Genomic DNA, 25,357 nt, shown 5'->3' on the forward strand with positions numbered 1-25,357 from the left:
ACCCTGGCTCAGGCCGGATTGAAACGCGGAATGTCCTGCAGCGCACGGTAGATCGGCAGCCCCAGGCGCTCGGCCATCAGCACCAGGGCATCGGCGCCGGCACAGACGCCGCCGGTACGCAGCAGCCCATCGCAACGCTGCAGTCGAGGCAGTGCCCGTGCCTGGAAGCCAGGGTTGAGCACGACCTCCTCGGCCGCGTTCGTTTCGCACGTCGGCAATCCCAACCACTGACTCGGTACAGGGTTGTGCCCGGCCTCGAACAGCTGCGCGGCACAATCATCCGCAGCGGAAGCGGCCACCAGGATCGTCAGCCGGCGCGGCGGCATCAGGCGCAGCTCCAGGTACTGCAGGAGCATGATGGTCTTGCCGTCGACGATCTCGCCGCTGCGCACCATCTCCAGCGCCTGCTGGTAACCCAGCTCCAGCACCTCGATGTCCTCGCCCTCTTCCTCCAGGCCGCCACCGGCGCCGATACGGTCGTCGGGGGCATACTCGCCGATGAAAAAGTGCAGGCGCTCGGTGACCGAACCCGGGCTCATGAAGGCTTCATAGACCTTCTCGACCGCGCCGACCCGGTAGCCGGTTTCCTCCTCGGCCTCCAGGCGGATGCGCTCTTCCGGGCTGGCATTGTCCAGCAGGCCGGCGGCGGTCTCGATCAGGTAGCCACTGTGGTCGTTGACATAGGTCGGCATGCGGAACTGGCGGATCAGCAGCACCGTGCGCCGCTCGCGGTTGTACAGCAGGATGGTGGCGCCATTGCCGCGGTCGTAGACCTCGCGGGTCTGGGCCTGCCAGCTGCCATCGCGGCGTTGCAGGTCGAAGCTGTATTTCTTCAGCAGGTACCAGTTGTCGGAGAGCATTTCCTCGGCGGTGATACGCACGGGGGCGGGTTGCATGGCTTTGCCTCTTTGCAGTTCGGTGTCATTCGATACGAGTGATGGGCAACGTGCGAGTCTACAGCGCACAGATCGGCATGCGCGTGAAAACCGCCCGGGCAGAAACGACAACGCCCCTCGGTCGAGGGGCGTTGTGGATGAAGCGTTAAGCTCGCTTACAGCTGGATCAGGTTAGCGATCTTCACGTCCGGATCGACATCGGCTTCGTAGTCGACGCCGTCGATCTCGAAACCGAACAGGCGCAGGAATTCATGCTTGTAGCCGGCGAAGTCGGTCAGCTGGTACAGGTTTTCGTTGGTGACTTCATCCCACAGCTGCTTCACGCGGTCCTGGATGGCCGGCTCCAGTTCCTTGTAGTCGGCACGCAGGCGGCCTTCCTCGTCGAGGATCGGGTTCGGGTTGTACAGGCTGTCCTTGTACAGGCCGTAGACCTGCTCGATGCAACCTTCGTGGGTGCCCTGCTCTTTCATGACCTTGAACAGCAGCGACAGGTACAGCGGCATGATCGGGATCGCCGAGCTGGCCTGGGTCACCACGGCCTTGAGCACCGATACCCGTGCATCGCCGCCCAGTTCCGACAGTTCCTTGCGGATGCCGATGACTTTCTGGTCCAGGTCCTTCTTGGCTTCGCCGATGGAACCGTTCCAGTAGATGTCGTGGGTCAGCTTCTCGCCCAGGTAGGTGAACGCGGTGGTCTTCGCGCCTTCGGCCAGGACACCGGCTTCGTGCAGCGCGTCCATCCACATCTGCCAGTCTTCGCCGCCCATCACGGCCACGGTGCCGTCGATTTCTTCCTGGGTGGCTGGCTGCAGCGTGGTTTCCTTGACGACTTCCTTGTCGGTGTCGACACCGCGCAGGGTCACCGATTTGCCCAGCGGCTTGAGGGTCGAGCTCAGCACTTCGCCGGTTTTCGGGTGGGTACGACGCGGAGCGGCCAGGCTGTAGACCACCAGGTCGATCTTGCCCAGGTCGCGCTTGATGGTTTCGATGGTCTGACGCTTCACTTCGTCGGAGAAAGCGTCGCCGTTGATGCTCTTGGCGTACAGGCCTTTTTCTTCGGCGAACTTGTGGAAGGCGGCGGAGTTGTACCAGCCGGCGGTGCCGAGCTTGCCGTCAACGCTGCCGCGCTCGAAGAACACACCCAGGGTGTTGGCGCCGCAACCGAAAGCGGCAGTGATACGCGCGGCCAGGCCGTAACCGGTGGAAGCACCGAGTACCAGTACGTTCTTTGGCCCAGCGTCGATGGTGCCTTGTTCGGTGACGTAGTCGATCTGTTGCTTGACGTTGGCTTCGCAACCGACCGGATGGGTCGTCACACAGATAAAGCCGCGAACGCGGGGTTTGATGACCATACACAATCTCCCAATTTCAATATGCCAAGAGCCAATACGGGCTGCAGCAGCGTCACTTGTTCAAGTCGTAGACGCTCGGAACGTCCTCGCGTCACGCCTTGGGGGTTCAATGCGTGCAGATTCGCCAGCCAGAATAAGTTCATTCCGGGGTTTGGGCCAGAAAACGCTGACCTTGCGCCCCGCTCGGCATGACCTGGAAAAAGTGCCGGTTATCGGTTCAAACGGTGGGCATCGTAGGCGTCCAGGGCCTGATAGGCGGTGTAGGTGGCCTGTGCGGCGACCAGGCCGGCCAGACCGAAGGTCGGCACCAGGCCGAACCTGCCGAAGCCCTGGGGAATCGGGATGGAACGGGCAATGGCATCCGCCAGCACCTCCCCGGCCACCGTGGTCGGCGCCATGCCGTGGCCGCCAAACCCCACCGCATGCCACACCCCGTTGTCGTCCTGGCCGATCTGCGCCATCTGCTGGCGGCCGTAGCTCATCAACCCGCCCCAGGCAAATTCGACCGCCACGTCCGCCAGTTGCGGATAGACCGTGACCAGGTCGGCCTTCAGCAAACCGGCAATCGCCTGCGGGCCGCGATCGAGGATGGAAATGCGCCCACCCCAGAGAATCCGGCTGTCCGCCAGCGCGCGGTAATAGTCGAAGGCGAACCGGGTGTCGTAGACGGCCGACTCGCAGTCGATCGCGTCCTTCAACCGCTCCCCCAGGGGCTGGGTGGCCATCACATAAGTAGCGATCGGCAGCGTCGCCCGTTCCACCGGGCGGTACAGCCCCCGAGCATAACCGCCCGCGGCGAACACCACCTGATCGGCCTGGACTTCGCCGCCCGCGGTCTTGATCAGGTACTTGCCGCCCTGCTGCTCGATCGCCAGGGCCGCGGAGTGTTCGTAAAGATCGATGCCGTAGCCGGCGACCGCCGCCGCCACGCCATGGACATACTTGAGCGGATGGAAGTGAAAGGCATTGCTCTCGAGCAGCGCGCCGAAGTAGCGCTCGGTCTTGAGCCGCTCCTTGAGTTCGCCGGCGGCAACGGGCTGCCAGTCGACGCCGTAGACTTCCTTCATCAGCTGCCGCGGCTTTTCCAGCCGCGCCGGGTCGTTGAACCAGTTGGCCAGCAACACGCCCCGGTCCACCAGGTCGCACTGGATGCCGTATTGCCGGACCCGCTGGCGGATCAGCTCGACCGCGTCGATGGTCAGCCGGTAGAGGCGCCGCGCCTCTTCGCGGCCCAGGGTCTTGAGCAGCTCGGCATTGCCCAGGCAGTAGCCGCCGAACACGAAACCACCATTGCGCCCCGAGGCGCCGTGCCCCAGGGTGTGGGACTCCAGCACCACCACATCCTTGACCCCGCGTTCGGCCAGGCCGAGGGCGGTGGACAGCCCGGCCAGGCCGCCGCCCAGGATGCAGACCCGGGTTTCCACCCGCCCGCCGAGCCGTGGGTAGTCGGTCTTGGCAACCGTGGCTTCGTAGTAGCTTTCGAGAAAACCTGTAGTCATCGCTTGGCCCCATATCCGTTGGGCATTTGCCCTTGAAGATCCCTGTCAGCCTTCGGAGCCGCCTCCAGTGGCGGGTCGCACTCGGACTTGTTGCGAATCATGGAAAAGCTCATTTCATCGAGCCTGACAAACCGGGACTTGCTGATGAGCTTGTGCGCCAGCCAGATGGCCAGGAACAGCGCCAGGCCAATATAGGTGGCGGTCAGCCCGGCCCAGTCGATCGAGTCCCCGAGCAGCGCTCCATAGTTCTGCCCCAGGGTGACGCACAGGCACAGCACAAAGGCGAAAATCGGCCCGAACGGAAAGAACCGCGACACATAAGGCAGGTTGCCCAGGTCGTTGCCCTGCAGCACATAGCCGCGCCGAAAGCGGTAGTGGCTGACCGCGATGCCCAGCCAGGCGATGAAGCCGAGCATGCCCGAGGTGTTGAGCAACCAGTTGTAGATCTGCCCCGGGCTGAAGATGAAGGTCAGGAAGCACAAGCCGGCCACCGTGGCGGTCGCCAGCAGCGCCCAGCGCGGGGTGCCGGACACGCTCAAGCGGGCGAAGATCGCCGGCGCCTTGCCTTCCAGGGCCAGGCTGTAGAGCATCCGCGAGGAGGCGTACATGCCGGAGTTGCCGGCGGACAGCACCGAAGTCAGGATCACCGCGTTCATCACCGCGGCCGCGCCGAGCAGGTCGGCCCTTTCGAAGATCAGGGTAAAGGGGCTGACCCGGATATCGGACACCCCGTTCTGCAGCAGGCTGGGGTCGTTGTAGGGAATCAGCAGGCCGATGATCAGGATGGTCAGCACGTAGAACAGCAGGATCCGCCAGAAGATCTGCCGCACCGCGCGCGGCACGTTCTTGCCGGGGTTGCGGGTTTCGCCCGCGGCGATGCCGACGAACTCGGTGCCCTGGAACGAGAAGCCCACCACCATCGCCACGCCGACCAGGGCGCCCAGGCCACCGACCACAGGCCCATCGCCAATCGACCAGAGCCTGGGCCCGGCATTTTCAGCGCCGCTGAGAATGCCGAACAACATCAGTACGCCGACCGCGATGAACAGCAGGATAGTGATGACTTTAATCAGCGAGAACCAATATTCGGCTTCGCCGAACATACGCACCGAGGCCATGTTGAGCGCCGCGATGATCACCAGGAAAATCCCACTCCAGATATAGCCCGGAACATCGGGAAACCAATAGGCCATGATGATCTGCGCGGCCACCAGATCGACCGCGATCGTCACCGCCCAGGAATACCAGTAGTTCCAGCCCAGGGCGAAACCGAAACTTTCATCCACATAGTTGGCGGCATACGTGGAGAACGAACCGGTGACCGGCATGCAGGAGGCCAGTTCGCCGAGGCTGGTCATCAGGAAGAACACCATGGCGCCGATGACGACAAAGGCCAGCAGCGCCCCGCCCGGCCCGGACTGGGCGATGGTCGAGCCCGAGGCCACGAACAGCCCGGTGCCGATGCAACCGCCGATGGCGATCATGTTCAGGTGCCGGGGCGTCAGGGTCCGTTTCAGCCCGTCGGCGGTTTTCTCGCGGTGAACATCGCCAGTCCTGTCGCACGCGGCCGGCACTTTCTGGGAGTCTGTCATGGGTTGCCTTCTTATTATATTTAAACCAACTAGGGTCGAATCGCGCTGTATGGAAGTGTCCCGTGGTTGTTTTTCCACGCTCACTAAAGCCCAGGGCCGCACCTATGACAAATGATTTTCCCGCATCACATCAGTCCCTTAGGGAATACGCTCTTAGTTACAAGCCTTGATGTGTCGACCTACTATTAAAAGGCTATCAGCGCACCCGTTAGAACCAATAATCTGTCAGGCTTAATTGGTTTTCTGCCATATAAAACAGAAACTTCCTACGAACTAATGACTTGACCAAGAGCAAGTAAGCCCTGCATAGCCAGGCTCGCGCCTGGCCTCCGGGGGGTGGGCATTCGTCCGTCTGCAGCTGGGTGATCGCGCCCGTGCTCACGGGGCGCCCGGATGGCAGTGCCGACTCGCTTGGCCCTGGCGGCTAGCCGTGCCAGCCCGCGAACCATTGGCCGAACGTGCGGGCCGGCAACGGCATGGAAAACAGGTAGCCCTGCCCCACGTCATACCCCTGGGCCCGCAAGATATCGCGCTGCTCGGGGTGCTCGATGCCCTCGGCGATCACCCGCAGGGACAGCCCTTTGCCGATACCTATGACCACTTCGCTCAAGGCGCGGCAGGACGCATCGTGTTCCAGGTCGTCGACGAAGCTCTTGTCCAGCTTCAGCTCGCTGATCGGCAAGCGCCGCAGGTAGCCCAGGCTGGAGTAGCCGGTGCCGAAGTCGTCGATGGCCAGGCGCACGCCCAGGGCATGCAGCCCATCGATGGTCTGTTCGGTGCTCGGGTTGCTGCACAGGAACACCCCTTCCGTCACCTCCAGGCACAGGTCCGCCGGCCGCAAGCCACAGCGCTGCAACTGCTGGGCGACCAGCCCCGCCAAGTTGAGGTTGTGGAAGTTGAGCGGCGACAGGTTGACCGACATGGACGGCACCCCCAGGCCCGAACGACGCCAGCGTGCCAGCTGCTCGCAGGCCTCGCGCAGCACCCATTGGCTGAGGTCGTTGATCAGGCCGCACTCCTCGGCCAGCGGGATAAAGCGCACGGGCGGGATGCTGCCCAGGCTCGGGTGCTCCCAGCGCGCCAGCGCCTCGACCCCGACCAGGCGTCCGCTGTGCAGGTCGATCTGCGGTTGATAGACCAGATGCAGGCCGTCGCAGGTCAAGGCCTGGCGCAATGCCGTCTCCAGCAACAGCCGGTGCTGGGCGACCTGGTTCATTTCTTCGAGGAAAAACCTGAAGCTGCCACGCTCGCCGCGCTTGGCCTGGTACATGGCGATATCGGCGCAATGCAACAGGCTTTCCATATCCTGGCCGTCGCTCGGGTACAGGCTGATACCGATGCTGGCGGAGGGGACTACGGCGGTCCCGGCGATCTCGGCCGGGACGCTCAGGGTCTGGATCAGACGTTCGAGAAAGGGGGTGACCTTGGCCGCGTCCATCCGCGGCAGCACCAGCACGAACTCGTCGCCCGACAGCCGCCCGACGATATCCGCCTCGCGCAGCATGCTGCGCAGGCGTTGCGCCATGACCTGCAGCAGCTCATCGCCCGACGCATGCCCGAGGGCATCGTTGACCTGCTTGAAACGATCCAGGTCGACGAACAGCACCGCCAGTTCGCCCTGCTCCTGGGCGATCTCGGCAATGCTGTGGTTGGCCTGGGCCAGCAGGAAACTGCGATTGGGCAAACCGGTCAGGGCATCGTAGAACGCCATCTGGCGAATCGACTGGCGCGCCTCCTCGCGCTCCAGCGCCAGCATGCACAGGTGGGTCCCGGCGGTGATCAGGTGGGCATGGGTGGTGTCGGGCTCGCGGCTCTCGCGAAAGTACAGGGCGAAGGTCGCGCCGACCCGGCCGGCGCTGTTGCGCACCGGGATCGACCAGCAAGCCCGCACTCCGACCTGCTGCGCCAGAATGCGGTAATCGGCCCACAGCGGATCGCTATCGATATCGGTGACCAGCACCGGTTCGCCACGAAAGGCCGCGGTGCCGCAGGAACCGGCGCTCGGGCCGATCGGCTGCCCGTCGATCGCCTTGCAGTAATCGGCCGGCAGGCTGGGGCTGGCCAGGGGATGCACCAGCCCTTGTTGATCGACGCTGAGGACCGAAACGATGACCTCCGGCGCCAGGCGCTCGATCTCCTGGCACAGCAGCGTCAGCACGCTTTCCAGGGACTGCTCTTGCAACAGCGCGCCGATGACCTTGTCCTGCAGCACTTCGTGCAACTTGGAACGGGTGATGTCGGTGAGCACGATAACGATATTGTCGATCCGCCCTTCGCCATCGAGCACCGGCGCCGAACAGACTTGCACCCACAACCGCTGGCCGTTGCGCTTGCTGATCAGGGCGCAGGCCTCATGGGGCTGGCCGTCGAGGAGGCGGTCCAGCTCCAGCTCGCCAGCCTCGACCTGCGCCGGACGGTCATGCACGAAAAACATCCGCGGCGAACGCCCCAGCAGCTCCTCGCGGGCATACCCCAACAGGCGCACCAGCCCGTCGTTGATATAGATCAGCCGGCCCTCGGCATCGACGATGCAGGTGGCCGAACTGGTGGCATTGACCGACATCGACAGCAGACGGTGCTCGATGTCCTTCAACCGCGTCTGGGTAATGTCCTTGAGGAAGGCGGCATAGAGAATGCGCCCCTGCAGGGTGATCTTCGAGATCGACATCGCGCCCCAGCGCTCTTCGCCGTCCTTGCGCGTGATGCACACATCGCGGCTGGCGCCGATGATCCGGTTGACCCCGGTCTCGCGGTTGGCGCCGACGAAACCGTCGTGCCGGGCGCGGAGGGGCATCGGCACCAGCGCGTTGACATTGCTGCCCAGCACCTCGCTGCGCGAACAGCCCCAGAACCCCTCGGCCGCGGCGTTGAAAAACACCACGCAGTTGCGTTCGTCGATGATCACCACCGCATCGATGGCCTGTTCCAGGGTCTGCACGAAAAAGTCTGCCGCTTCTTCGCCGCTCGTCAATCCGACGCTTGTATCCATTGCCGCCACTTTATAGATGCCACCACCGCCGTCGTCCCTGATGGCCGTGCAGCGCCCTAGCAAGAGCCCTCGGAGCTGGAGGGACCGGTCCTCGAAGCAACACCCGGTATGGAACGCGCTTGGCCAAACGGGCAGGACATCAGGGCATCGGCTTGGAAATACGCCGCTTTAGGCCATCGCGCTGAAAATAGAGAATAGCCTCGAAGTGACAGCTTCATGGAAAACCGGGCGCCCCCGCCGCATCGGCAAAACCACCCCAGAGACAGCAGATCCGGGCTCTCGCCCCCGCGTCCGGGCAGCGCCTCGCCCGCCGCTCTGCGGCGCGGTTGTGCCACTGGCGCTTACGCCGCTTGCGTTGTCCGGCGCGCTGGCTTCTCATGGCGCCGGGGAGAGCCGCGCCCATCGCTGGGCGGCTCTTCAGGTTCTTCGATCCCGGGCAACAGGAGTAGCGGTGAATAAATTCTCGGACATGAGCACCTTCGTCGCGGTCGTCGAGGCGGCCAGTTTCGCCGAGGCCGGACGACGCCTGGGGACCACCAAATCCCTGGTCAGCCAACGCATGCAACAGTTGGAGAAGCGACTAGGCTGCGTGTTGCTGACCCGCGGCCGACCGCTGCAACTGACCGAGGCCGGCCAGTTGTTCTACGCCGACAGCATCCGCATCCTGCTGGAGCTGGAACGCGCCGAAGCCTCGGTCCAGGACAACCAGGCCAGCCTGAACGGCACCCTGCGCATCGCGGCGCCGATGGCCTTCACCCCGCGCTACCTGGCGCCGCTGCTGGCGCGCTTCGCCCTGCGCTACCCGCAGCTGTGCGTCGACATGGAGGCCCACGACAAAGTGGCCAACCTGCAGGACAGCCATTTCGACGTCGCCATTCGCCTGGGCATGCTCAACGATTCCTGCCTGGTGGCGCGCCCGCTGACCGAGAACCGCCACCTGATCTGCGCCAGCCCCGACTACCTGGCGCGCCGCGGCACGCCCGAACACCCCAGCGAGCTGCAGTTGCACGACGGGCTGATCTACTACCACCGCGAACCGAACGGCATGTGGAGCCTGCCGCTGGACGGCGCGCAGCACTCGTTCCGGATCCGCGTGCGCATGCGCACCGACTCCGGGCATCAGTTGCTCGAAGGAGCGCTGGCGGGCCTGGGGCTGGCGATCCTGCCGAGTTTCCTGGCCGCCGACGCCCTGCTCGACGGCAGCCTGGTGCCGGTGCTGGCCGACTATGCGCCGTCCGGGGGGCATATCTCGGCGGTGTACCGCAAGACGCTGCAAACCCCGCCTAAGGTCCAGGCGCTGATTCAGTTTCTCAGCGACGAGATCAGCCGCCCGGCGCCCTGGGATGCGGCCTTGATCGCCCGCGGCCTGATCGCCGACACCTCGAACGCATGAGCCTCGGGACCAGGCATCAGGTAAAGAAAAACTGAACGACAGGTTCACTTTCCACTGTCTGTCCCTCGTCGGCAGCGCCCCTTAGCCTCCTCCCATCAGACAGGCACCCGCCTGCCATGGGAGATGAACGATGAGTCACCACCAAGCAGCAAACCCTTCCCGCCGCAAACTGCTGGCCCAGACGATCGCCGGCTCGGCGGGCCTGGCCCTCGGCTCGCTGCTCGACGCCGGCCCGGTGTTCGCTGCCGCGCCAGGGGAAGCCGGCGGTACCGGCAAGGGCGCAGCCGGCAACCGCGTCGACGTACTGATTGTCGGCGGCGGCTCGGCGGGTGCGGTCATGGCCCGGCGCCTGAGTGAACGCAGCGAGCGTAACGTGCTGCTGCTCGAAGCCGGCCACGTCTACGGCACCCGCGATTACCCGCAAGTCATCGCCAGCAGCGACAGCGTCGGCGGCGACGCGGGCAGCGACTGGGGCTACCAGACCCAGCCCGGCCATATCGGCCACCCGATCCACGCCATCCGCGGCAAGGTGCTGGGCGGCAGCTCGGCGATCAACGGCGCGGTGGCGATCCGCGCGCGCCAGCAGGACCTGCTGGACTGGAACCTGCCCGGCTGGTCCTACGAGGAACTGTTACCGTCGTTCAAGAAACTTGAACGCCGCAACACCGGCAGCAGCGACCTGCACGGCCACGACGGCCCGCTGCCGGTGCATCAGCTGACCCTCAAGGACGTCACCCCCATGCAACGGGCGTTCGTCGAGGCCACCCAGGCCAACGGCTTCCGCCTGATCGAGGACTTCGATGGCCCCGACGCCAACGGCGTCGGCCCCTACCCGATGAATATCGTCAACGGCGTGCGGGTCAACACCGGTATCGCCTACCTCGATGATGTCGTGCGGGCGCGGCGCAACCTGCAGATCCGCGGCGACGTGCTGGTGGATAAAGTGCTGTTCGATGGCCCGCGCGCCATCGGCGTGCGCCTGGCCAGCGGCGAGGAAATCCATGCCGGCGAAGTCATCCTGTGCGCCGGCGCCTACGGCAGCGCGGCGATCCTGCTGCGCTCCGGCATCGGCCCGCGTCAGGACCTGGCGGCGCTGTCGATCCCCCTGGTGGCCGACCTGCCGGTGGGCCAGCGGCTCAAGGACCACCCCTTCTACTACAACGCCTACGCCGCTCGCCCCGAGCACATCGGCGCTCAGTCCCCGGCCATCGGCGCCAAGCTCTGGACCCACAGTTCCACGGCGCAGCACGGCGACCTCGACCTGCACATCACCGCCACCCACCTGTTCCCCCATGACCAGAGCCCGACCAAAGTCGGTTTCGTCCTGGCCGTGGCCCTGACCCGCCCGCTGTCGGTGGGCAGCCTCAAACTGGCCAGCCGCGACCCGGCCCAGGCGCCGCTGATCGACCTCAACTTTCTGGCTCGCGCCGAAGACCGCGCGCGCCTGCTGGAAGGGGTGAAACTGGCGCGCCGGATCGGCCAGAGCGCCCCGCTGAAGGACCTGATCCACTCCGAGCTGAACCCCGGCGCCCAAGCCAGCAGCGACGCGCAGATCGAACAGTCGATGCTGGCCACCCTGGACACCTACCACCACCCGACCTCCACCGCGCCCATGGGCCAGGCCGGCGCTCCCGGCGCCGTGGTCGACCTCGAAGGCCGGGTGCACGGCCTGCAGAAGCTGCGGGTGGTGGACGCGTCGATCTTCCCGGACGCCATCTCGGTCGCCACCAACATCACCACCATCGCCACCGCCGAACATATCGCGCGTCGCTACAGCTGAGCCGGAGAGCCTTGCCATGACGATTGAAAACACCCTGGCCAAACACTGGATCGACGGCGCCTGGGTCGACTCGACCCGCCACCGGGAATCCATCGACCCGGCCACCTCCCGCGTCATCGGCCATTACGCCGACGGCGGCGCCGCCGAAGCCGAGGCGGCCATCGCCGCGGCCGTGCGCGCCTTCGACAGTGCCTGGACCGACGACAGCGCCTTGCGCGCCCGGGTCCTCGACGAGCTGGCCGCCGCCTTCGAGCGCAACAGCGAGGCGCTGATCGAGCAACTGGCCCTGGAGAACGGCAAGATCAAGCCCGAAGCCCGCTTCGAAGTCTCCATGGTGCCGTCCAAGCTGCGCTTCTATGCGGCGCTGACCCGCACCGAACGCGGCCACAGCGGCACCCCGCGCCCCGACGTCGTGTCCATCGTGCTGCGCGAGCCGATGGGCGTGGCCGGGATCATCGTGCCGTGGAACTCGCCGGTGGTGCTGATGGTGCGCTCGCTGGCCCCGGCCCTGGCCGCCGGCGCCACGGTAGTAATCAAGATGCCCGGGCAGACCGCGCAGACCAACGCCCTGCTCGCCCGGGTGATGGCCGAAGCGCCGTCGTTGCCGCGGGGGGTGATCAACCTGTTCACCGAGTCCGGCGGCGACGGCTCGCGCTGCCTGATCGCCTCGCCCCAGGTGCCGGTCATCAGCTTCACCGGCTCTTCCGCCACCGGCCGGGCGATCTCCGCCGCCGGCGCGCAGTCGCTCAAGCGCTTCGGCCTGGAGCTGGGCGGCAAGACCCCGCACCTGGTGTTCGACGACGCCGACCTCGACGCCGCCCTGCCCGTGCTGGAAAAAGCCCTGACCGTGTTCGCCGGGCAGTTCTGCATGACCGGCTCGCGGCTGCTGGTGCAGCGCGGCATCGCCGACCCGCTGCGCGACCGCCTGGCCGCGCGCCTGCAAGCGGTACGGGTCGGCCCCGCCGCCGACCCGCGCAGCGACATGGGGCCGTTGATCGACAAGGCCAATGTGCAGCGCGTCGATCGGGCGGTCGAGGCGGCAATCGCCGCCGGCGCCAAAGTCATCGTACGCGGCGGGCCGGTCACCGAAGGCGAGCTGGCCGACGGCGCCTTCTACCGCCCGACCCTGCTGCAAGTCAGCGACTCGAAGCTGGACATCGTGCAGCAGGAAACCTTCGGCCCGGTGCTGACCCTGCAGGTCTTCGATACCGAAGCCGAGGCCGTGGCCCTGGCCAACGACAGCCAATACGGCCTGGCCGCCGCCGTCTGGACCCGCGACACCCAACGCTCGCTGCGCGTGGCGCGCAAGGTGCAGGCCGGCACCCTGTGGATCAACGACTGGGCCAAGGTCTACGACGAATTCGAGGAAGGCGGCTACCGCCAGTCCGGCCTGGGCCGCCTGAACGGCGTCGCGGCCATCGACGACTTTATTGAATACAAGCACATCACCTTGTCGACCGCCGAGGCTTGAAGTCGACAAGCACCATGACACCGCGCCCTGGACTCCAGGGCGCCACTCCACACCCTGAAGCACATCACAGAGAAGGTAATGAAATGGCCAACTTAGCCGCAATCGAGAAAGCCGAAAAATCCAAAGCCCCGATCGACGTCGTCAGCGCGTTCCTGGCCAACACCGCCAAGGACAGCGTCGCCCACGCCGCCACCAAACTGGTCAGCGCAGACGCCACCTATGTTTCGCTGAACTTTGAAAACCCCGAACTGCAACAGATCGAACCCTGGACAGGCACCCGTAGAGGCCGGCAGATCTATATCGACACCTTCTCCAACGTCGGCACCTACTGGGACATCAACGACTTCGCGGTCACCGATATTTTCGGCGAAGGCGAAAAGGTCGCGGTCTTCGGCAGCTTTACCTACACCTCGGTCGGCGTGGGCAATCGCTTTACCTCGCCGTTTTCGATTCTTGCCAAAGTGGTCGATGGGAAAATCGTTTATTTCCAGTTTATGGAAGATACCTATGCCTCGGCGAAGTCGTTTCGGGTGAGTGGGGAATGGGTGATTCAGTCGACTAAGGGGGGGGAGGTGTTTGGGGTGGGGGCGGATTGAGGCTGATTTTGAATCGTTGCTAGTTTAGTAGAGTTTTTGAGTGCCTACTTTTTGCCCTGGCTGTGTAAAAACACTATCGAGCAGTTGCATCACTCAGAAACGGAGTAAACATCTCGCTTCTACGTAAACTCCAAGTCTGCTGACTAACCGAACATTGGCAGATTTAACGTAGAAGCGAGGACTTTAAAATGGTCCGTGCGTTTTTACACAGCCTCGGTTGCAAGCGGACGCTCAGCCCATGAGTGCCTCCAACTAAAAAAGACGCCGAGCTTGTGCCAAGATTTATTGCCAGAACACACGCCCACACTCAAAGCACTCAGAGCTAAAAACTCTCCAGCCAAATAAAATCGGTCGACTTCTATATTCATGAATATAAAAACATTTAAAGAGTCACTCACTCAGCCATGTTTCCAAAATAGCTCTGGAGTGCACTGGCGCACTTGAGCGCTCTCTCCAATTCGATAGCAAGCTCTGAATCATTGCTCGTGACCAGTAGTCCTCTCGATATAAATAAAGAATCTGGCCGACCAATTGCATCACCTCACTTTTGTTATGATCAAAAAAACCTAATGAGAACACTAGGCAGCCAACGTACCATGTAGGTAGTTCGCTTTCGCAAAACAGCAGTACCAACGACTGCATATTTAGGCTAAAAAAACTATCTATTATATCTGATCTCTCATCTGCTGCTTGGCAAATGTAGCAGCAGAAAGCTGCAGCACGATGAATGATATTAAGTTTCTCATCCATAAAGAAACCAACAAGAATTTCATTATTAAGTCCATACCTTTCCAACAAAGAGTGCACGTCAGCTTCGGCATCCTCGATGTCGGCTCTACGCTCAGACGAGATGAACATACGCGCAATCAAAGTTAGAAAGTTTATTTCCTCGGGCAGTTTCAGTAAAAATGGTTTGGCATGTCTGACGTGATAACTCACATGCCCATTTAATGGAAGATCTTTTAGTATTGGTCTAATTTTTTCAGAGAAATCTGGCAAAGAGTCAAAAATCTTCCCCCAAGAACTAAATTGATACACAATTACCCTTGGGTGCCTCACGACTAAATTTAAAATAAAATCTAAGCACTCAGGAGATCTAAACTTGTAAGGCGGCTCGTTAAATTGGTCTGATGCCAACCAAATAGATAGAGCTATCAACGGGTGATATTTTGAGACAATTTCAAGCTTTTCTACGGAGTCTATATTGCCGACTTCTAAAATATCGAAAGCACTAGGTAAGCTAAAACCATTCAAGGTCCCTTCCATCAGTAAGAAATCAAATTCTTCCTGCGTTATGGATTTAAAAAACTCAAGCTGCCCCTTTAAAACTAAACCTCCCAACTCCACATCAAAGCTTACTGGAAGCAAGGCCTGAATATATTCAGGAAAAAACATATCCCCAACACCAATCAAATCCATTGCAGACAATACACTGCATAAATCTTGAAGTTGCTGCGACTTCGCGAAGCGAATAGTATCCAGCATCAATTTCAAGACTGGTGATTTAGTACTAAAAAAATCAATCTCAAATTTTATACTTTCAGGAATCGTTTTTGTCTTCCAGTCATGCTCATACCTGGCGATTGTTATGCCATCCAAATTACTACTGATCTGCTTGTTATATTTTGACGTATCGGCACCTTCAAGGAGCAGCATAAGAAGTTTAAGCTCAAGATCGGAAAGCCCAATTGAACTAGCCACTTGCTCCACGGCTTTTGTGCGCCGCAAAATACGCACTATAACCCAGAATTCGATTTTACTATCTAAGTTCTCACTAACCAAAAGCTGTAGAGTCCCCTCTAAAAACCAATGACTAATCGAAAACCCTTCGCTGGATGTATACATGGAATAGTGATCTGACAACAAAGATCTGTAAATTCTATTTATATAACCTGCAGATGAGCCAAAAATTTTAGATTTTATTTCACTTTTTCGAACATGAGTATCTGGTAGCTTTCTAGCCAGAACGATTGCAGCCCCAATCTGTTCTGGCTCACTGTATTCAAAGAGAGCGTCAGCCATACAGTTTAAAAGCCACGACAGTGTGTGCTGATGATTCAGAGACACCATATCAGATATCACTTCTGATTCGGTCATTGCATAAAGGGGTGTCAGTGCATCTTTGAATTTCAACCGAATAGTCCGATCTTGTTCGAGCACACCTTCATTTAAAAGTCGTAAAGTCAGAATTGCACCAACACCTAATCGCCGCTTAAATACCCGTATCGCATGTGAAGCATCACTATCGTCAATACCACAGATAACCTCTAATGCAATAGCCAGCTCTGTCGGCCTCATTGTAACAATCAAGGCGCTCACAACAAAATGCATAACTTCTCGCCAATGCGAGTCAGCGGCAATCACTTCAAGACGAGAGCGTAATTGAGATGGTTCTACGTTAGAGTAAATAAATTCACCAGCAAAAAACTCTTGCAGTTGCCGAATATCAAACCTAACAGTTTCATTGCTTTCAGGGGTGTTAACAAACACCAGCCTTTCCGTCGTCGCCTCCATCAACGTTTCGACTAAATCGTCAACGTTTTCTTCAACGTAGCGCTCGGTTGTTTGCCTTGCGAGATGACAGAATTGCTCTCTACCTAATGTGGTGTCTGCTCCATCACTTATTTCTGCGCTAGCATGCAGTGCGATACCCAAGCGGGCGTGAATCGCTTTCAATAAAATACTGTTATCTCGTAGCAGCTTGGAAATTCTCACATCTGGAAAGTTCTTTAGACTTTCTCTTTTCTTCATCACATCATAAAAATTATCAAATAGCTCCCATCGTTTCTCAGGTGGTCGCCCACCATCACGAACAACTACTGCCATAATATGTGACTGTAAAGGCGTCGTCATCAGCTCCCTCACTTGGGCAGACTCCATTGCCGCAGTCAATACATGTACTGCGGCTTCGCTCTCAGAATCACTTCTGCCAAATTTGATCACACCTTCCGCACACCGCATCGCTACGTCAGCTGGAAGCGGCACTAAATCTAAAGTAGCTGCATTTAAATGCTCAAACTGACCGGAATATCCCTGAGGCCTCGTAGTACACAAAACAAGTATATCTGCATCAAGCTCTGGCAATATTAAATTGGTGAGCCTTATGATTTCGTTTGCGACTTCGTCCTTTACATCATTTGGGACCTCATCAAGCCCATCAAAACCCAGAAACCAACTTCTTGTTGAGAATGCTTTTTTTAGTGTACCACCTTCAACTTTTTGATCTATTTTCTGCGATATTTTTTCGCACAAATAAGATAAAACCCCCTTCGCCTCACTACTAGATCTGGAACCATACCATGATGCGTAATCTTTTAATTCAATGCTAATTGGAATTCTCGGATTGGTCGGTTTGAAACCTAGTCTTTCGGCGACTGCAAGGAACTCTTTAGCCACGTCTGATGTGGCAGGTAGAACTAACGGAGCGCTTGGATCAAGAAGAAGCGCGGCTCTTTGGATTTGTGAAAAAAATTGACCTGCAGTAGATTTCCCTTGGCCGGGCCCACCTTTTAATAGAATCGCCCTTGCACGCCTGGGAATGTTCGACCAGTCACGCCAACCGTCACCGTATGAATGCCATACCGTAGGCCTATGAGCATTGGCGGAGGTGGCTACAAGTGTCTCCATTACATTTAACTCATCGCCTATAAACTTATTCTCGGTTGGTAAATCCACGAATAGCTCGTGGATTTTTGGTCTAACACCTGATGATCCCGCCTGCTCCAGCTTTGTGTAAATCTGATCATTGAATTGATCCAGAATGAGGTGATTTATAATAGGCTTGACTTGTGCAGTTGCCTCACCCATTTGATTATACATAGCAGTTAGCACATTCCCGGGCGTGAGAAAGTGACCATAATGAGATGCAGCTGTAGGATCCTCTGCTAAGAAATCCAATATCCTTCTTCCGCCCCATATATCGAACTTCACATCCTCACCGAAGCAATCAAAAACCAAAGATTTAATTGCATCATAGGCCCCAGTATTCGGGATTCCAGAGGGTTCTATGTTAGTTGCTATAATCCATATGTCTGGTGGCAGCCTTGATTCTGAATTTTCAAATGCCGCCAGCTCTTTTTTTATCTCCTTTATTAGCCACGCTTGAGGATCCTTAGATAGATGTGGCTTGTGAAATTTGGATTGAATATACCATACCCCACTCCATCGTTCAGTCATTGTTGGATAAGGAGCTTCCCCTTGTAAAAAACCATCTCTACCTCCATCAGCTCCTTGTGCAAAACCGGTTACACCTTTCCCCAAAACTTTTAAAGCCAGATAATTAACCAAATGCTCAAACGAGTGAGAGTCTAGTTGTGTAAGCTCATAAGTATCCGTCATCCTTTCATACTCCATTAGTCTTTTAAGGTTGCAGAGTGCACAGGTAGAGAAACTCCTATAGACGGGTAGCAGTAGACAGAACCTTCATCAGCAACGCAAGCATCCACTTGTACCAGGAATCCCGACTTGTATTTCCTACAGCTTAGTGACTTGCGCAGAATGTACTCCCCATCCACCGTGCCGAAGCAGGAAAAGCAGGATAAAATTACGTGAACAGTCTATGACACGAAGACTTAGGTAGGGGGTTGGACTGCATTGCAAGATCATTTGCAGCATTTAGCGTGCTAGCGTCTATCAATTGGATCCTTGCAACAGTTTCATTGAGATAGGAAAGCGCTTGGCCGGGACAGACCTAAATCGAACGTCCGATTCGGGCCGAGACCGCCTCGTGTCGTACGTCCGCTATGGCCGAGGCTGTGTAAAAACGCACTGACCATTTTGAAATCCTCGCTTCTACGCTAAATTTACCAACGTTCGGCTAGTCAGCAGACTTGGAGTTTACGTAAGAGCGAGATATTTGCTCCGTTTCTGAACACTACAACTGCTCAAGGGCGTTCTTACACAACCCCGGCCGTTAGCAGTCAGTTACATGAGCCGCAGCTCGTCCACCAACCCGGTTGCAAGCAGTTGGCGCACCAGTTCGCCGCTGCCCTGCGTTAACAGCTGGGCGCCGTCCTGCTGATTGAGGGCCCGTATGGCGTCGACGAGATTTCTGCAGCGCATGGCTGTTGTATCAATCCAGCGTATCGGGATTATGGGTGGCCACATGCTTGGGCACGCGGTTGAACAGGTCGGCGATGACGCTGTTGCTAGAACCGGCCTGTATGTGCGGCCAATACCCGGCGAATATGTTGTAGGTGCGGCGCCCCAGCAGCAAGTCGAACGGTTGCGAGAACAGCTCCTGCATGACCTGGCCGAAGGCTTCGTCGGCGTAGGGCACGACCCTGCCACCGAAGCGAAATTCGCCGCTGGTGTCTTCTCCAGGCCCGCCGGGCGCCTGGATAACCCATCCAGGCTCATGAAAGCGGAACGGAAAGCTTGCGCATGGTCTTCTCCTGGTTCGTCTGCGTAAAAGTGCTCAGGCAGAGAGCGCCGACGATCATTGCGACCCATCGGATGTATGCCCTGAAAAATAGTCAGGGCCAGGCTCTGGGAAATCGACAGTGCGATGCCGGGTAACCACCATTAAAAACGCCGCTTCCCTCCCACCCAGAAACGGCGCGCGACTACCCCCCTCCACTAAACCTTCAGCACCTCCCCTTCCCTCAAACCCAGCCCCACATCATCGATCACCGCCTTGCCCATCTCCGCCAGAAAATGCGCGGCCCAGGCGTAACGCTCGCCCTGCTCTTCCATGGCGGCATCGAGGGCGAGTTTCTTGGCGTAGTACAGCAGGGTCGACGCATGTTCCAGGGCTTGGTGCAGAGGCACGTCGGCGTTGACGCGGAACAGGGTTTGCTCGGCATCGCCGCAAAGACCGAAGGTAACGAAGCCGAGGGTTTTGACCGGGGTGGAAGTGCTCATAGCGCACCTCCGTTTACCCCGTTGAAGCGACCGCAATTGGTGGCGGTTTTGATAGCGCACATGATTGAAACTCCCATATCAAGGTGAGAGCTGCCACGTTCGCGACCAAACGAGTGGGTGGCAGCCGTGCGCGGATTGGTCGACCGGAGATACAGGAACCCGGCAGGGCCGAAGCCCTTCCACGCACAGCCGCCATTGCACGGAAATGCGAGCGCAAAAAAAGCGCCTGCAATCGTCAAGGGGGCGCTGTTGCGCCTGTATCAAGTCGGGCGACCAAACCCGATCGCTACGTTTGCAGCGACGATCAAAGGCTAGTCTCGGGCTCTATACAGGACAACGACAAAGGCGTGGCAGTTTATGTCTAACCCCATCGTCTTGGAAATATCGGGAGGGCGGTAAGTCAGGACGGGCTGCGCTCTGCGCGGGGTATCGAGGAGTCGGCTTATCCGGCCATGGTCGCAACTGGAAACACAGTCATGCAGCAGCTCACACGAGACTGTATGTCTTTAGGTGATGAGCTTCAGCCCACGACTCATTGCTTCGATAGCAACCCAGTCCGAGGGCGTCAAACTCGTCCTCACCTGTTTCTGCGGTGACGCCGATGCGACGCAAGGCGCGACTGATGGGAGAGTCTGGCCAGGCGGACATGTTCTCTTCATCGTCACCCACGTTCAGCACCACTTCTCCCTTGAGCCAAACAATGGCGTCTTGCCCACCTGTGCCGCCGTGAATAAATGTCGCTGCATAGACAATAGGAGCGTTGCTCGAGAGCGCTGAAGCAAGTTCAGCCGCACCTTGAGCCATCTCGCCCGATACAGGGAGTACTTCCTGCGCATCGTTCGTTGCGCGCTCTCTCAGCTCCGCCTCAACTTCCTGGGTGAGGGGTATCAGGGCAAACCCTTGGCGTAGAGGGCACACTACTGCCGACGGCAGCTTGCCGCGAGCTTCGATCAGAGCCTCAGTCGGCCCAATAAGAACTTGAATCCAGTGCATACTGTAGAGCTCGCAAAAAAACAGAAAAGACGGGCCGAGAACGAAGAGTATTTGAAGGACAAAAACGTCAAGGCACTTTTGTTCGCCATTGGCGAAGCCGAAGGCGGTGACTATCACGCGAAATACGGTCATGGCTGGGCCGAGGGTCATAAAACCGGAAAATGGACGTTCACTGACGAGTCCACCCATCCAGGCGCCGGCTACGGCGGAAAAACTACGGCATCGGGCTTGTATCAAATCAACATTGCCACATGGCACGAATATGGCGAAAAGATGGGCGGCACTCCCGGAAGGGCTTGGCAAGAAGAACCACTATCCACCCCAACCGTACGCCGAGTATCCAACGTTTTTGGCGAGCTACCAATCAGCTGGAGGAGCTGCTGAATGAAGGCCCCGATCCTCTTGCTCCTCGCCATGTATTGCACGGGGACCAGCCTGGTATTTGCCGGAGGCTCGCAAGCAATAAACGACAAGCGCGGGCCAGCAGGCATCGCCGTCGGTGAGTCCTTGGTGGCGGCCAGGTCCAAGCTGATCAAACAAGGATGGAAGCCAACCCGGATGCACACCCGCGATGGCTATGAATACAGTGGTGTCGAGCGCGAGCTGGCGGCACGCAATTTCCTGGAACTCGATACCTGCTCTTTTGATAGCTCGCGCTGCATCCTGTTCTATTCAAAGAAAGGCGCCTGCTTGCGCGTCGACACCATGGGTGAGCGACTCAAAGACATGACGGTTACGCGATGGGCCGATGAGTGTCCGGATGCGCCTCCAGAACCCACTAGCGGCGACGCGGGTTAGTAACGGGCTTGTAATAATGGGGACGCATTTATTTTTCAAATAAATCAGTCCCCTTTTTCTTCCTTAGCATTGCACGGTGCTCTATCTCTACGGGAGTGTCATGACTGGAGCACTGAGCCGCCCTTGGTTTAGTAGGCGCTTCAACAGTCCGCTGCCCTTGGCTCTTCAAGACCTGAACCGGTATCAACTCACGCCGAACGCTTTTCTACCCAGCGCCGATACTGGCGCGTGCGAAAGGCCATGGCGAGCTGTTGCAGGATCAGCGCCCGTAACGGTGACACGCTCGGGTCGGGCTTTTTAGCCCGGCTGAGTTTTTGCAGTTGAAACTTGACGACCGCCATGTTCGCCAAGGCCGCGATGGCCTTGTTTTTCCACGTGATCGGCGGCAATTGCGGGGCATTGTCTTTGCCCAGCAGCCAGTCACGCGGCAGGTGCGGATCGATGGCCAACGCCGTTCCGATGCCCACCATGTCCACACCGCTCTGTACGACGCTTTCGGCGACCGGGCGGCGACGTATGCCGCCGGTGACCATCACCGGCATGTTGGCGACGGTCCGGATGTCGCGGGCAAACTCGACGAAGTAAGCCTCGCGAGCCAAGGTGCGACCATCGCGCGCCTGGCCCTGCATGGCGGGGGCTTCGTAACTGCCGCCGGATAATTCCACCAGGTCCACCCCCAGGTCGTTGAGCCGTTCAACGACCTTTTTCGCATCCTCCGCGGTGAATCCTCCGCGTTGGAAATCGGCGGAATTGAGTTTGACCGCCACCGCGAACTGCGCCGAAACCACAGCCTTTACCGCCTTGACGATTTCGAGCAACAGGCGCGCGCGGTTTTCCGGGGAGCCGCCCCACTCGTCCGTCCTCTGGTTGCTCAACGGCGAAAGAAACTGGCTCAACAAATAACCATGGGCGGCGTGAATTTCCACGCCAGTGAATCCGGCCTGTTCGCCCAGGCGCGCGGTGTTCGCAAAGCGCTGAATGACGTCCTCGATCACGCTGGCGGTCATGGCGTGAGGCGTGGCGAAACGCTTGGACAGTTTGCCCAGGTCCAGCGGCACGGCGGACGGCGCCCAGGTTTGCTGCCCAAGGTTGGACTGCATCTGACGGCCAGGGTGATTGATCTGCAGCCAGAACTGCGCACCGCCGGATCGGCCGATACGTGCCCAGCGCTTGAACTTGTCCAGTTGCCGATCATCCTGCAACACCACGCCCCCCGGTCCGGTCATGGCACGGCCGTCGACCATCACGTTGCCGGTGATGATCAGCCCGGCACCACCGTCGGCCCACGCCTGATACAGACGCATGAGTTCTGCGGAGGGCGCCTGGTCGGCGTCCGCCATGTTTTCTTCCATGGCGGCTTTGGCGATTCGGTTCTTGATGGTCGAACCGTTGGGAAGCATCAGGGTGTCGAACAGGTTCATGGGGCAGTCCTCAACTGGAGATGAGGCCACCTTAAGTTTGAAGTGAACTTTAAGGTCAAGAGCTTTTTCAAGGTCATTCGATGTGCATCGCGGTTGGCGCCATAGATCATCCATTTCATCTGCGTCTCCAGCTTGTCTTGCTGACTCATGCATTGCTCCTGAGGGAATTGATGACATGGGGTATTGCCTGCCCAGTCAGCGTCAGACCCTAGTGTTGAAGCCAGGTTGAGGGTCAAGCAGAACGGTAAAGATACCGACGGATTTTTTTACAGCCGCAGGGATTGACCTTAAAGCGAGGTTTAAGGTGAGCATCCACGGACCTGCATGACTGACGGAACCCGGATGATGCTCAAGACCCTTATTTCTTATGCCCTGGTATTGATAGGTGGTGCCTTCATGACTTTTGCAAATGCCGAGACGCCCTCTTCCACCGCTGTCGCCAAGGATCGCCAGATTCTGGTGATCATGACCAATCACGCCAGCTATCCCTCGCGAACCGATACCACGGGGCTGTGGCTGACCGAGCTGACGCATTTCACCGATGTGGTCGAAGCGGCCGGCTACACCACGGTGTTTGCCAGCCCCAAAGGTGGCGCGGTGCCCCTGGACGAACGCAGTCTCGGTTGGTTGTACATGGACAAGGCTGCCCGCGAGCATTTGCAGTCCCCTGCCTTTCGCGCCCGCCTGCAGAACACCTTGCCGATCGCCGATGTGGATCCGTCCCGCTTCAGCGTCATCTATTTCACCGGGGGCCACGGGGTCATGTGGGACTTCCCCAATAACCCCGACCTGCGGCGTGTCGCCGAAACCATCTACCACCAGGGCGGCATCGTCTCGGCCGTGTGCCACGGCGTGGCGGGTCTGCTGGATCTGCAAGACGAGCAAGGCCAATTGATCATCAAGGGCAGGAACATCACCGGGTTCTCCGACCGCGAAGAGCTGTTCTCGGGGATGAAGCGCCAGGTGCCGTTCTTCCTCGAGGACCGGCTGGTGAGCCAGGGTGCGCGTTACCGCAAGGGCTGGCTGCCGTTCACCTCATTCGCCATTACCGATGGCAGGCTGGTGACCGGCCAGAACCCTCAATCGCCCAAGGCCGTGGCTGAAGCCGTGCTGGCCGTGCTCGCCGCCGGCAACGCGGTGCGCTGAACCCTCAAGTAGATCCCACCACCCGGAGAAAGACCGATTGAAACTCGCAAGCGCCGTTTTAACAGGATTGCTGTTCAACACTTTTGCCAACGCTGCGTTGGCGGGGACGCCTGAAATGCCCAGCCCGACCGACACCACCACAATCGATATCGCAGGACATCAAGTACCTGTCGTCAAGGGCGGCCTGTACGACCGTTTTCGCTCCAACCCGCCGTTGTCGGTGATTGCAGCAGAAGTACCGGGTGTTGATTTGAGCTGGTTCAAGGGCTTGGCGAAGAACAAGGTCGACATTGGCTTCGAGTCGTATTCGCCAAACTTCTACTACCAGAACAGCCGCGTCACGGCGGTCTATACGGCCGACCTCGACCGGCTCAGGGCCCTGATGCCGCCCGAAGTACTGGCAACCGTGCAACCGCTACAGGTCTGGCCGGGGCGCGGTTTGATCGCGTTCACCGCGTACACCTACGAGCATTGCGATAACGACGCCTACAACGAGGTTGCCGTGTCGATCGTCACCAGCAAACCGGGCAAAGCCAATCTCGGTCCGTTCACCCTGATTGGCCAGTCAGTGTCGGGAGACTTCTGGGGTTATGTGCTCAAGCTGCCGGTCAACACAGAGCTGGCGCGGGTGCGCGGTGTCGTCGGTTACAACCTGCCGAAGTGGCTGACGGGCATTGAGCGCAAGGAAGATGCGCAATCGGTGGTCTATGACATCGCCGACAGCCAGACCGGCAAACTGGATGTGTCCTTCAAAACGAAGAAACTCGCCGACTTGTCTGGTGACGTCGATATCGTCACCAGCAGTTTCACCAACCTCGATCATCAGGGCCAACTGGCGTATGGGTATGCGGTTTCCCGCCAGCTCAGCCATGGTTCCAGCCGGGACGCGGACTCGGCCACCCTCACGCTGGGCGAGGGCAGCCTGTCGAACTACATCCGCTCTTTGCAGCTGGGGAAAATGATGAAGTACGAGTATGTGCCTGAATTCCAGAGCGCGCTCTATGCGCCCAAACCACTCGCCAGCCTGGTTGGCGAGCGCTGAAACCTTACGCCTGTCAGGCCCCGGAAAGCTGACGGGCGTTTTTTCTCTTCGAGGACGTTGCCGCAGGCTTGCCTGAAGCTTGGCCAGCCCCTTCTTCACGCAGACGATTGATCAGCATCTGCGCATTGTCCGCACACGCCATGCCCTCGGGCTTACCCTCGATGCCCTCGATGACCAGCAGAAGTTGCTCTTTGTTCTGGGCCAGCCGTTGCTGCAGGACTTCGATTTCCTCGACCTTTTGCTTGAGGCCACTGAGCAACTGATCGTGCTGCCAGCCACTTGCATTCATCGGCATCAATTGGCGGATTTCCTCCAACGAAAAACCCGCAGCCTGCGCACCGGTGATGATCTCCAGAACCCATTGGGTGTCAGGTGAATAATCGCGATAACCATTGGCCTTGCGCTCGACTGACTTGATCAGGCCGCTCGCTTCGTAGAAGCGGATGCGCGAAGGCGCCAACCCGCAGATTTTCGCTAGTTCACCTATCCTCATATCCCACCCCACATAAACCTGCTGACCTTAAAGT

Annotated in this window: 17 protein-coding genes and 1 pseudogene; 7 read left to right on the forward strand and 11 right to left on the reverse strand. The window is 59.1% G+C overall.

Going from position 1 to position 25,357, the window contains the following annotated elements:
• Positions 1 to 8: 8 nt before the first annotated feature.
• The 5 genes from nudK to ACQKQA_RS00375 form a co-directional block, all read right to left on the reverse strand.
• Positions 9 to 896 (reverse strand): GDP-mannose pyrophosphatase NudK, encoded by an 888-nt coding sequence (gene nudK, locus ACQKQA_RS00355; protein ID WP_427552350.1) that lies wholly within the window; start codon positions 894 to 896, stop codon positions 9 to 11.
• Positions 897 to 1,051: 155 nt separating this feature from the next.
• Positions 1,052 to 2,248, reverse strand: coding sequence for an enoyl-ACP reductase FabV (fabV, locus tag ACQKQA_RS00360; protein WP_427552351.1), 1,197 nt, complete (start codon positions 2,246 to 2,248; stop codon positions 1,052 to 1,054).
• 209 nt (positions 2,249 to 2,457) lie between these two features.
• Complete coding sequence (locus ACQKQA_RS00365) at positions 2,458 to 3,747, reverse strand: NAD(P)/FAD-dependent oxidoreductase (RefSeq protein ID WP_427552352.1); 1,290 nt, start codon at positions 3,745 to 3,747, stop codon at positions 2,458 to 2,460.
• Complete coding sequence (locus tag ACQKQA_RS00370) at positions 3,744 to 5,339, reverse strand: amino acid permease (protein WP_427552353.1); 1,596 nt, start codon at positions 5,337 to 5,339, stop codon at positions 3,744 to 3,746. The genes ACQKQA_RS00365 and ACQKQA_RS00370 overlap by 4 nt, the downstream gene beginning before the upstream one ends.
• A 424-nt stretch (positions 5,340 to 5,763) precedes the next feature.
• Complete coding sequence (locus ACQKQA_RS00375) at positions 5,764 to 8,328, reverse strand: EAL domain-containing protein (protein ID WP_427552354.1); 2,565 nt, start codon at positions 8,326 to 8,328, stop codon at positions 5,764 to 5,766.
• Positions 8,329 to 8,779: 451 nt separating this feature from the next.
• On the opposite strand from ACQKQA_RS00375, the gene ACQKQA_RS00380 reads away from it, so the two are divergent.
• From ACQKQA_RS00380 to ACQKQA_RS00395, 4 genes are all read left to right on the forward strand, one after another.
• On the forward strand, positions 8,780 to 9,721 hold the full coding sequence (locus ACQKQA_RS00380; RefSeq protein ID WP_427552355.1) for a LysR family transcriptional regulator: 942 nt from the start codon (positions 8,780 to 8,782) through the stop codon (positions 9,719 to 9,721).
• A gap of 130 nt (positions 9,722 to 9,851) precedes the next feature.
• Entirely contained in the window at positions 9,852 to 11,501 is a 1,650-nt protein-coding gene (locus ACQKQA_RS00385) for a GMC family oxidoreductase (RefSeq protein WP_427552356.1), read from the forward strand.
• Positions 11,502 to 11,517: 16 nt separating this feature from the next.
• A complete protein-coding gene (locus ACQKQA_RS00390; protein ID WP_427552357.1) occupies positions 11,518 to 12,972 on the forward strand; it encodes an aldehyde dehydrogenase family protein in 1,455 nt (484 codons plus the stop codon).
• Positions 12,973 to 13,055: 83 nt separating this feature from the next.
• Positions 13,056 to 13,568, forward strand: a complete 513-nt coding sequence (locus tag ACQKQA_RS00395; RefSeq protein WP_427552358.1) for a nuclear transport factor 2 family protein — start codon at positions 13,056 to 13,058, stop codon at positions 13,566 to 13,568.
• Between the two features lie 390 nt (positions 13,569 to 13,958).
• On the opposite strand, the gene ACQKQA_RS00400 is transcribed toward ACQKQA_RS00395, so the two are convergent.
• The 4 genes and pseudogenes from ACQKQA_RS00400 to ACQKQA_RS00415 all read right to left on the reverse strand — a co-directional run bounded on the left by ACQKQA_RS00400 (position 13,959) and on the right by ACQKQA_RS00415 (position 20,612).
• Entirely contained in the window at positions 13,959 to 17,906 is a 3,948-nt protein-coding gene (locus tag ACQKQA_RS00400; RefSeq protein ID WP_427552359.1) for an NACHT domain-containing protein, read from the reverse strand.
• 588 nt (positions 17,907 to 18,494) lie between these two features.
• A pseudogene (locus ACQKQA_RS00405) lies at positions 18,495 to 18,952 on the reverse strand (dihydrofolate reductase family protein); the annotation flags it as partial.
• Between the two features lie 193 nt (positions 18,953 to 19,145).
• Entirely contained in the window at positions 19,146 to 19,430 is a 285-nt protein-coding gene (locus ACQKQA_RS00410) for a DUF3077 domain-containing protein (RefSeq protein WP_427552360.1), read from the reverse strand.
• A gap of 486 nt (positions 19,431 to 19,916) precedes the next feature.
• A complete protein-coding gene (locus ACQKQA_RS00415; protein ID WP_427552361.1) occupies positions 19,917 to 20,612 on the reverse strand; it encodes a hypothetical protein in 696 nt (231 codons plus the stop codon).
• Positions 20,613 to 20,807: 195 nt separating this feature from the next.
• Between ACQKQA_RS00415 and ACQKQA_RS00420 the strand changes: the two genes are divergently transcribed.
• Entirely contained in the window at positions 20,808 to 21,221 is a 414-nt protein-coding gene (locus ACQKQA_RS00420) for a hypothetical protein (protein WP_427552362.1), read from the forward strand.
• A gap of 188 nt (positions 21,222 to 21,409) precedes the next feature.
• Here ACQKQA_RS00420 and ACQKQA_RS00425 read toward each other — a convergent pair whose 3' ends face one another.
• The gene (locus ACQKQA_RS00425; protein WP_427552363.1) at positions 21,410 to 22,642 is read right to left on the reverse strand and encodes an NADH:flavin oxidoreductase/NADH oxidase family protein; all 1,233 of its coding nucleotides are present in this window, start codon (positions 22,640 to 22,642) and stop codon (positions 21,410 to 21,412) included.
• A gap of 342 nt (positions 22,643 to 22,984) precedes the next feature.
• Here ACQKQA_RS00425 and ACQKQA_RS00430 point away from each other — a divergent pair, with 342 nt between their 5' ends.
• Together ACQKQA_RS00430 and ACQKQA_RS00435 are read left to right on the forward strand one after the other, a co-directional pair.
• On the forward strand, positions 22,985 to 23,788 hold the full coding sequence (locus tag ACQKQA_RS00430; RefSeq protein ID WP_427552540.1) for a type 1 glutamine amidotransferase domain-containing protein: 804 nt from the start codon (positions 22,985 to 22,987) through the stop codon (positions 23,786 to 23,788).
• 37 nt (positions 23,789 to 23,825) lie between these two features.
• On the forward strand, positions 23,826 to 24,830 hold the full coding sequence (locus tag ACQKQA_RS00435) for an acetoacetate decarboxylase (ADC) (RefSeq protein WP_427552364.1): 1,005 nt from the start codon (positions 23,826 to 23,828) through the stop codon (positions 24,828 to 24,830).
• A gap of 13 nt (positions 24,831 to 24,843) precedes the next feature.
• Here ACQKQA_RS00435 and ACQKQA_RS00440 read toward each other — a convergent pair whose 3' ends face one another.
• On the reverse strand, positions 24,844 to 25,323 hold the full coding sequence (locus ACQKQA_RS00440) for a MerR family transcriptional regulator (protein WP_427552365.1): 480 nt from the start codon (positions 25,321 to 25,323) through the stop codon (positions 24,844 to 24,846).
• Between the last annotated feature and the right edge of the window lie 34 nt (positions 25,324 to 25,357).

This window comes from Pseudomonas sp. NPDC089530 (assembly GCF_050280705.1).
In the GTDB taxonomy this organism is placed as follows: domain Bacteria; phylum Pseudomonadota; class Gammaproteobacteria; order Pseudomonadales; family Pseudomonadaceae; genus Aquipseudomonas.

Excerpts from the sequence above, each read along its gene's own strand:
- ACQKQA_RS00425 (WP_427552363.1), bottom strand. The coding sequence starts at position 22,642 with ATGAACCTGTTCGACACCCTGATGCTTCCCAACGGTTCGACCATCAAG.
- ACQKQA_RS00370 (WP_427552353.1), bottom strand. The coding sequence starts at position 5,339 with ATGACAGACTCCCAGAAAGTGCCGGCCGCGTGCGACAGGACTGGCGAT.
- ACQKQA_RS00440 (WP_427552365.1), bottom strand. The coding sequence starts at position 25,323 with ATGAGGATAGGTGAACTAGCGAAAATCTGCGGGTTGGCGCCTTCGCGC.
- ACQKQA_RS00365 (WP_427552352.1), bottom strand. The coding sequence starts at position 3,747 with ATGACTACAGGTTTTCTCGAAAGCTACTACGAAGCCACGGTTGCCAAG.
- ACQKQA_RS00390 (WP_427552357.1), top strand. The coding sequence starts at position 11,518 with ATGACGATTGAAAACACCCTGGCCAAACACTGGATCGACGGCGCCTGG.
- ACQKQA_RS00420 (WP_427552362.1), top strand. The coding sequence starts at position 20,808 with ATGAAGGCCCCGATCCTCTTGCTCCTCGCCATGTATTGCACGGGGACC.
- ACQKQA_RS00395 (WP_427552358.1), top strand. The coding sequence starts at position 13,056 with ATGGCCAACTTAGCCGCAATCGAGAAAGCCGAAAAATCCAAAGCCCCG.
- ACQKQA_RS00415 (WP_427552361.1), bottom strand. The coding sequence starts at position 20,612 with ATGGGTGGACTCGTCAGTGAACGTCCATTTTCCGGTTTTATGACCCTC.
- nudK (WP_427552350.1), bottom strand. The coding sequence starts at position 896 with ATGCAACCCGCCCCCGTGCGTATCACCGCCGAGGAAATGCTCTCCGAC.
- ACQKQA_RS00385 (WP_427552356.1), top strand. The coding sequence starts at position 9,852 with ATGAGTCACCACCAAGCAGCAAACCCTTCCCGCCGCAAACTGCTGGCC.
- ACQKQA_RS00430 (WP_427552540.1), top strand. The coding sequence starts at position 22,985 with ATGATGCTCAAGACCCTTATTTCTTATGCCCTGGTATTGATAGGTGGT.
- ACQKQA_RS00410 (WP_427552360.1), bottom strand. The coding sequence starts at position 19,430 with ATGAGCACTTCCACCCCGGTCAAAACCCTCGGCTTCGTTACCTTCGGT.
- fabV (WP_427552351.1), bottom strand. The coding sequence starts at position 2,248 with ATGGTCATCAAACCCCGCGTTCGCGGCTTTATCTGTGTGACGACCCAT.
- ACQKQA_RS00400 (WP_427552359.1), bottom strand. The coding sequence starts at position 17,906 with ATGACGGATACTTATGAGCTTACACAACTAGACTCTCACTCGTTTGAG.
- ACQKQA_RS00375 (WP_427552354.1), bottom strand. The coding sequence starts at position 8,328 with ATGGATACAAGCGTCGGATTGACGAGCGGCGAAGAAGCGGCAGACTTT.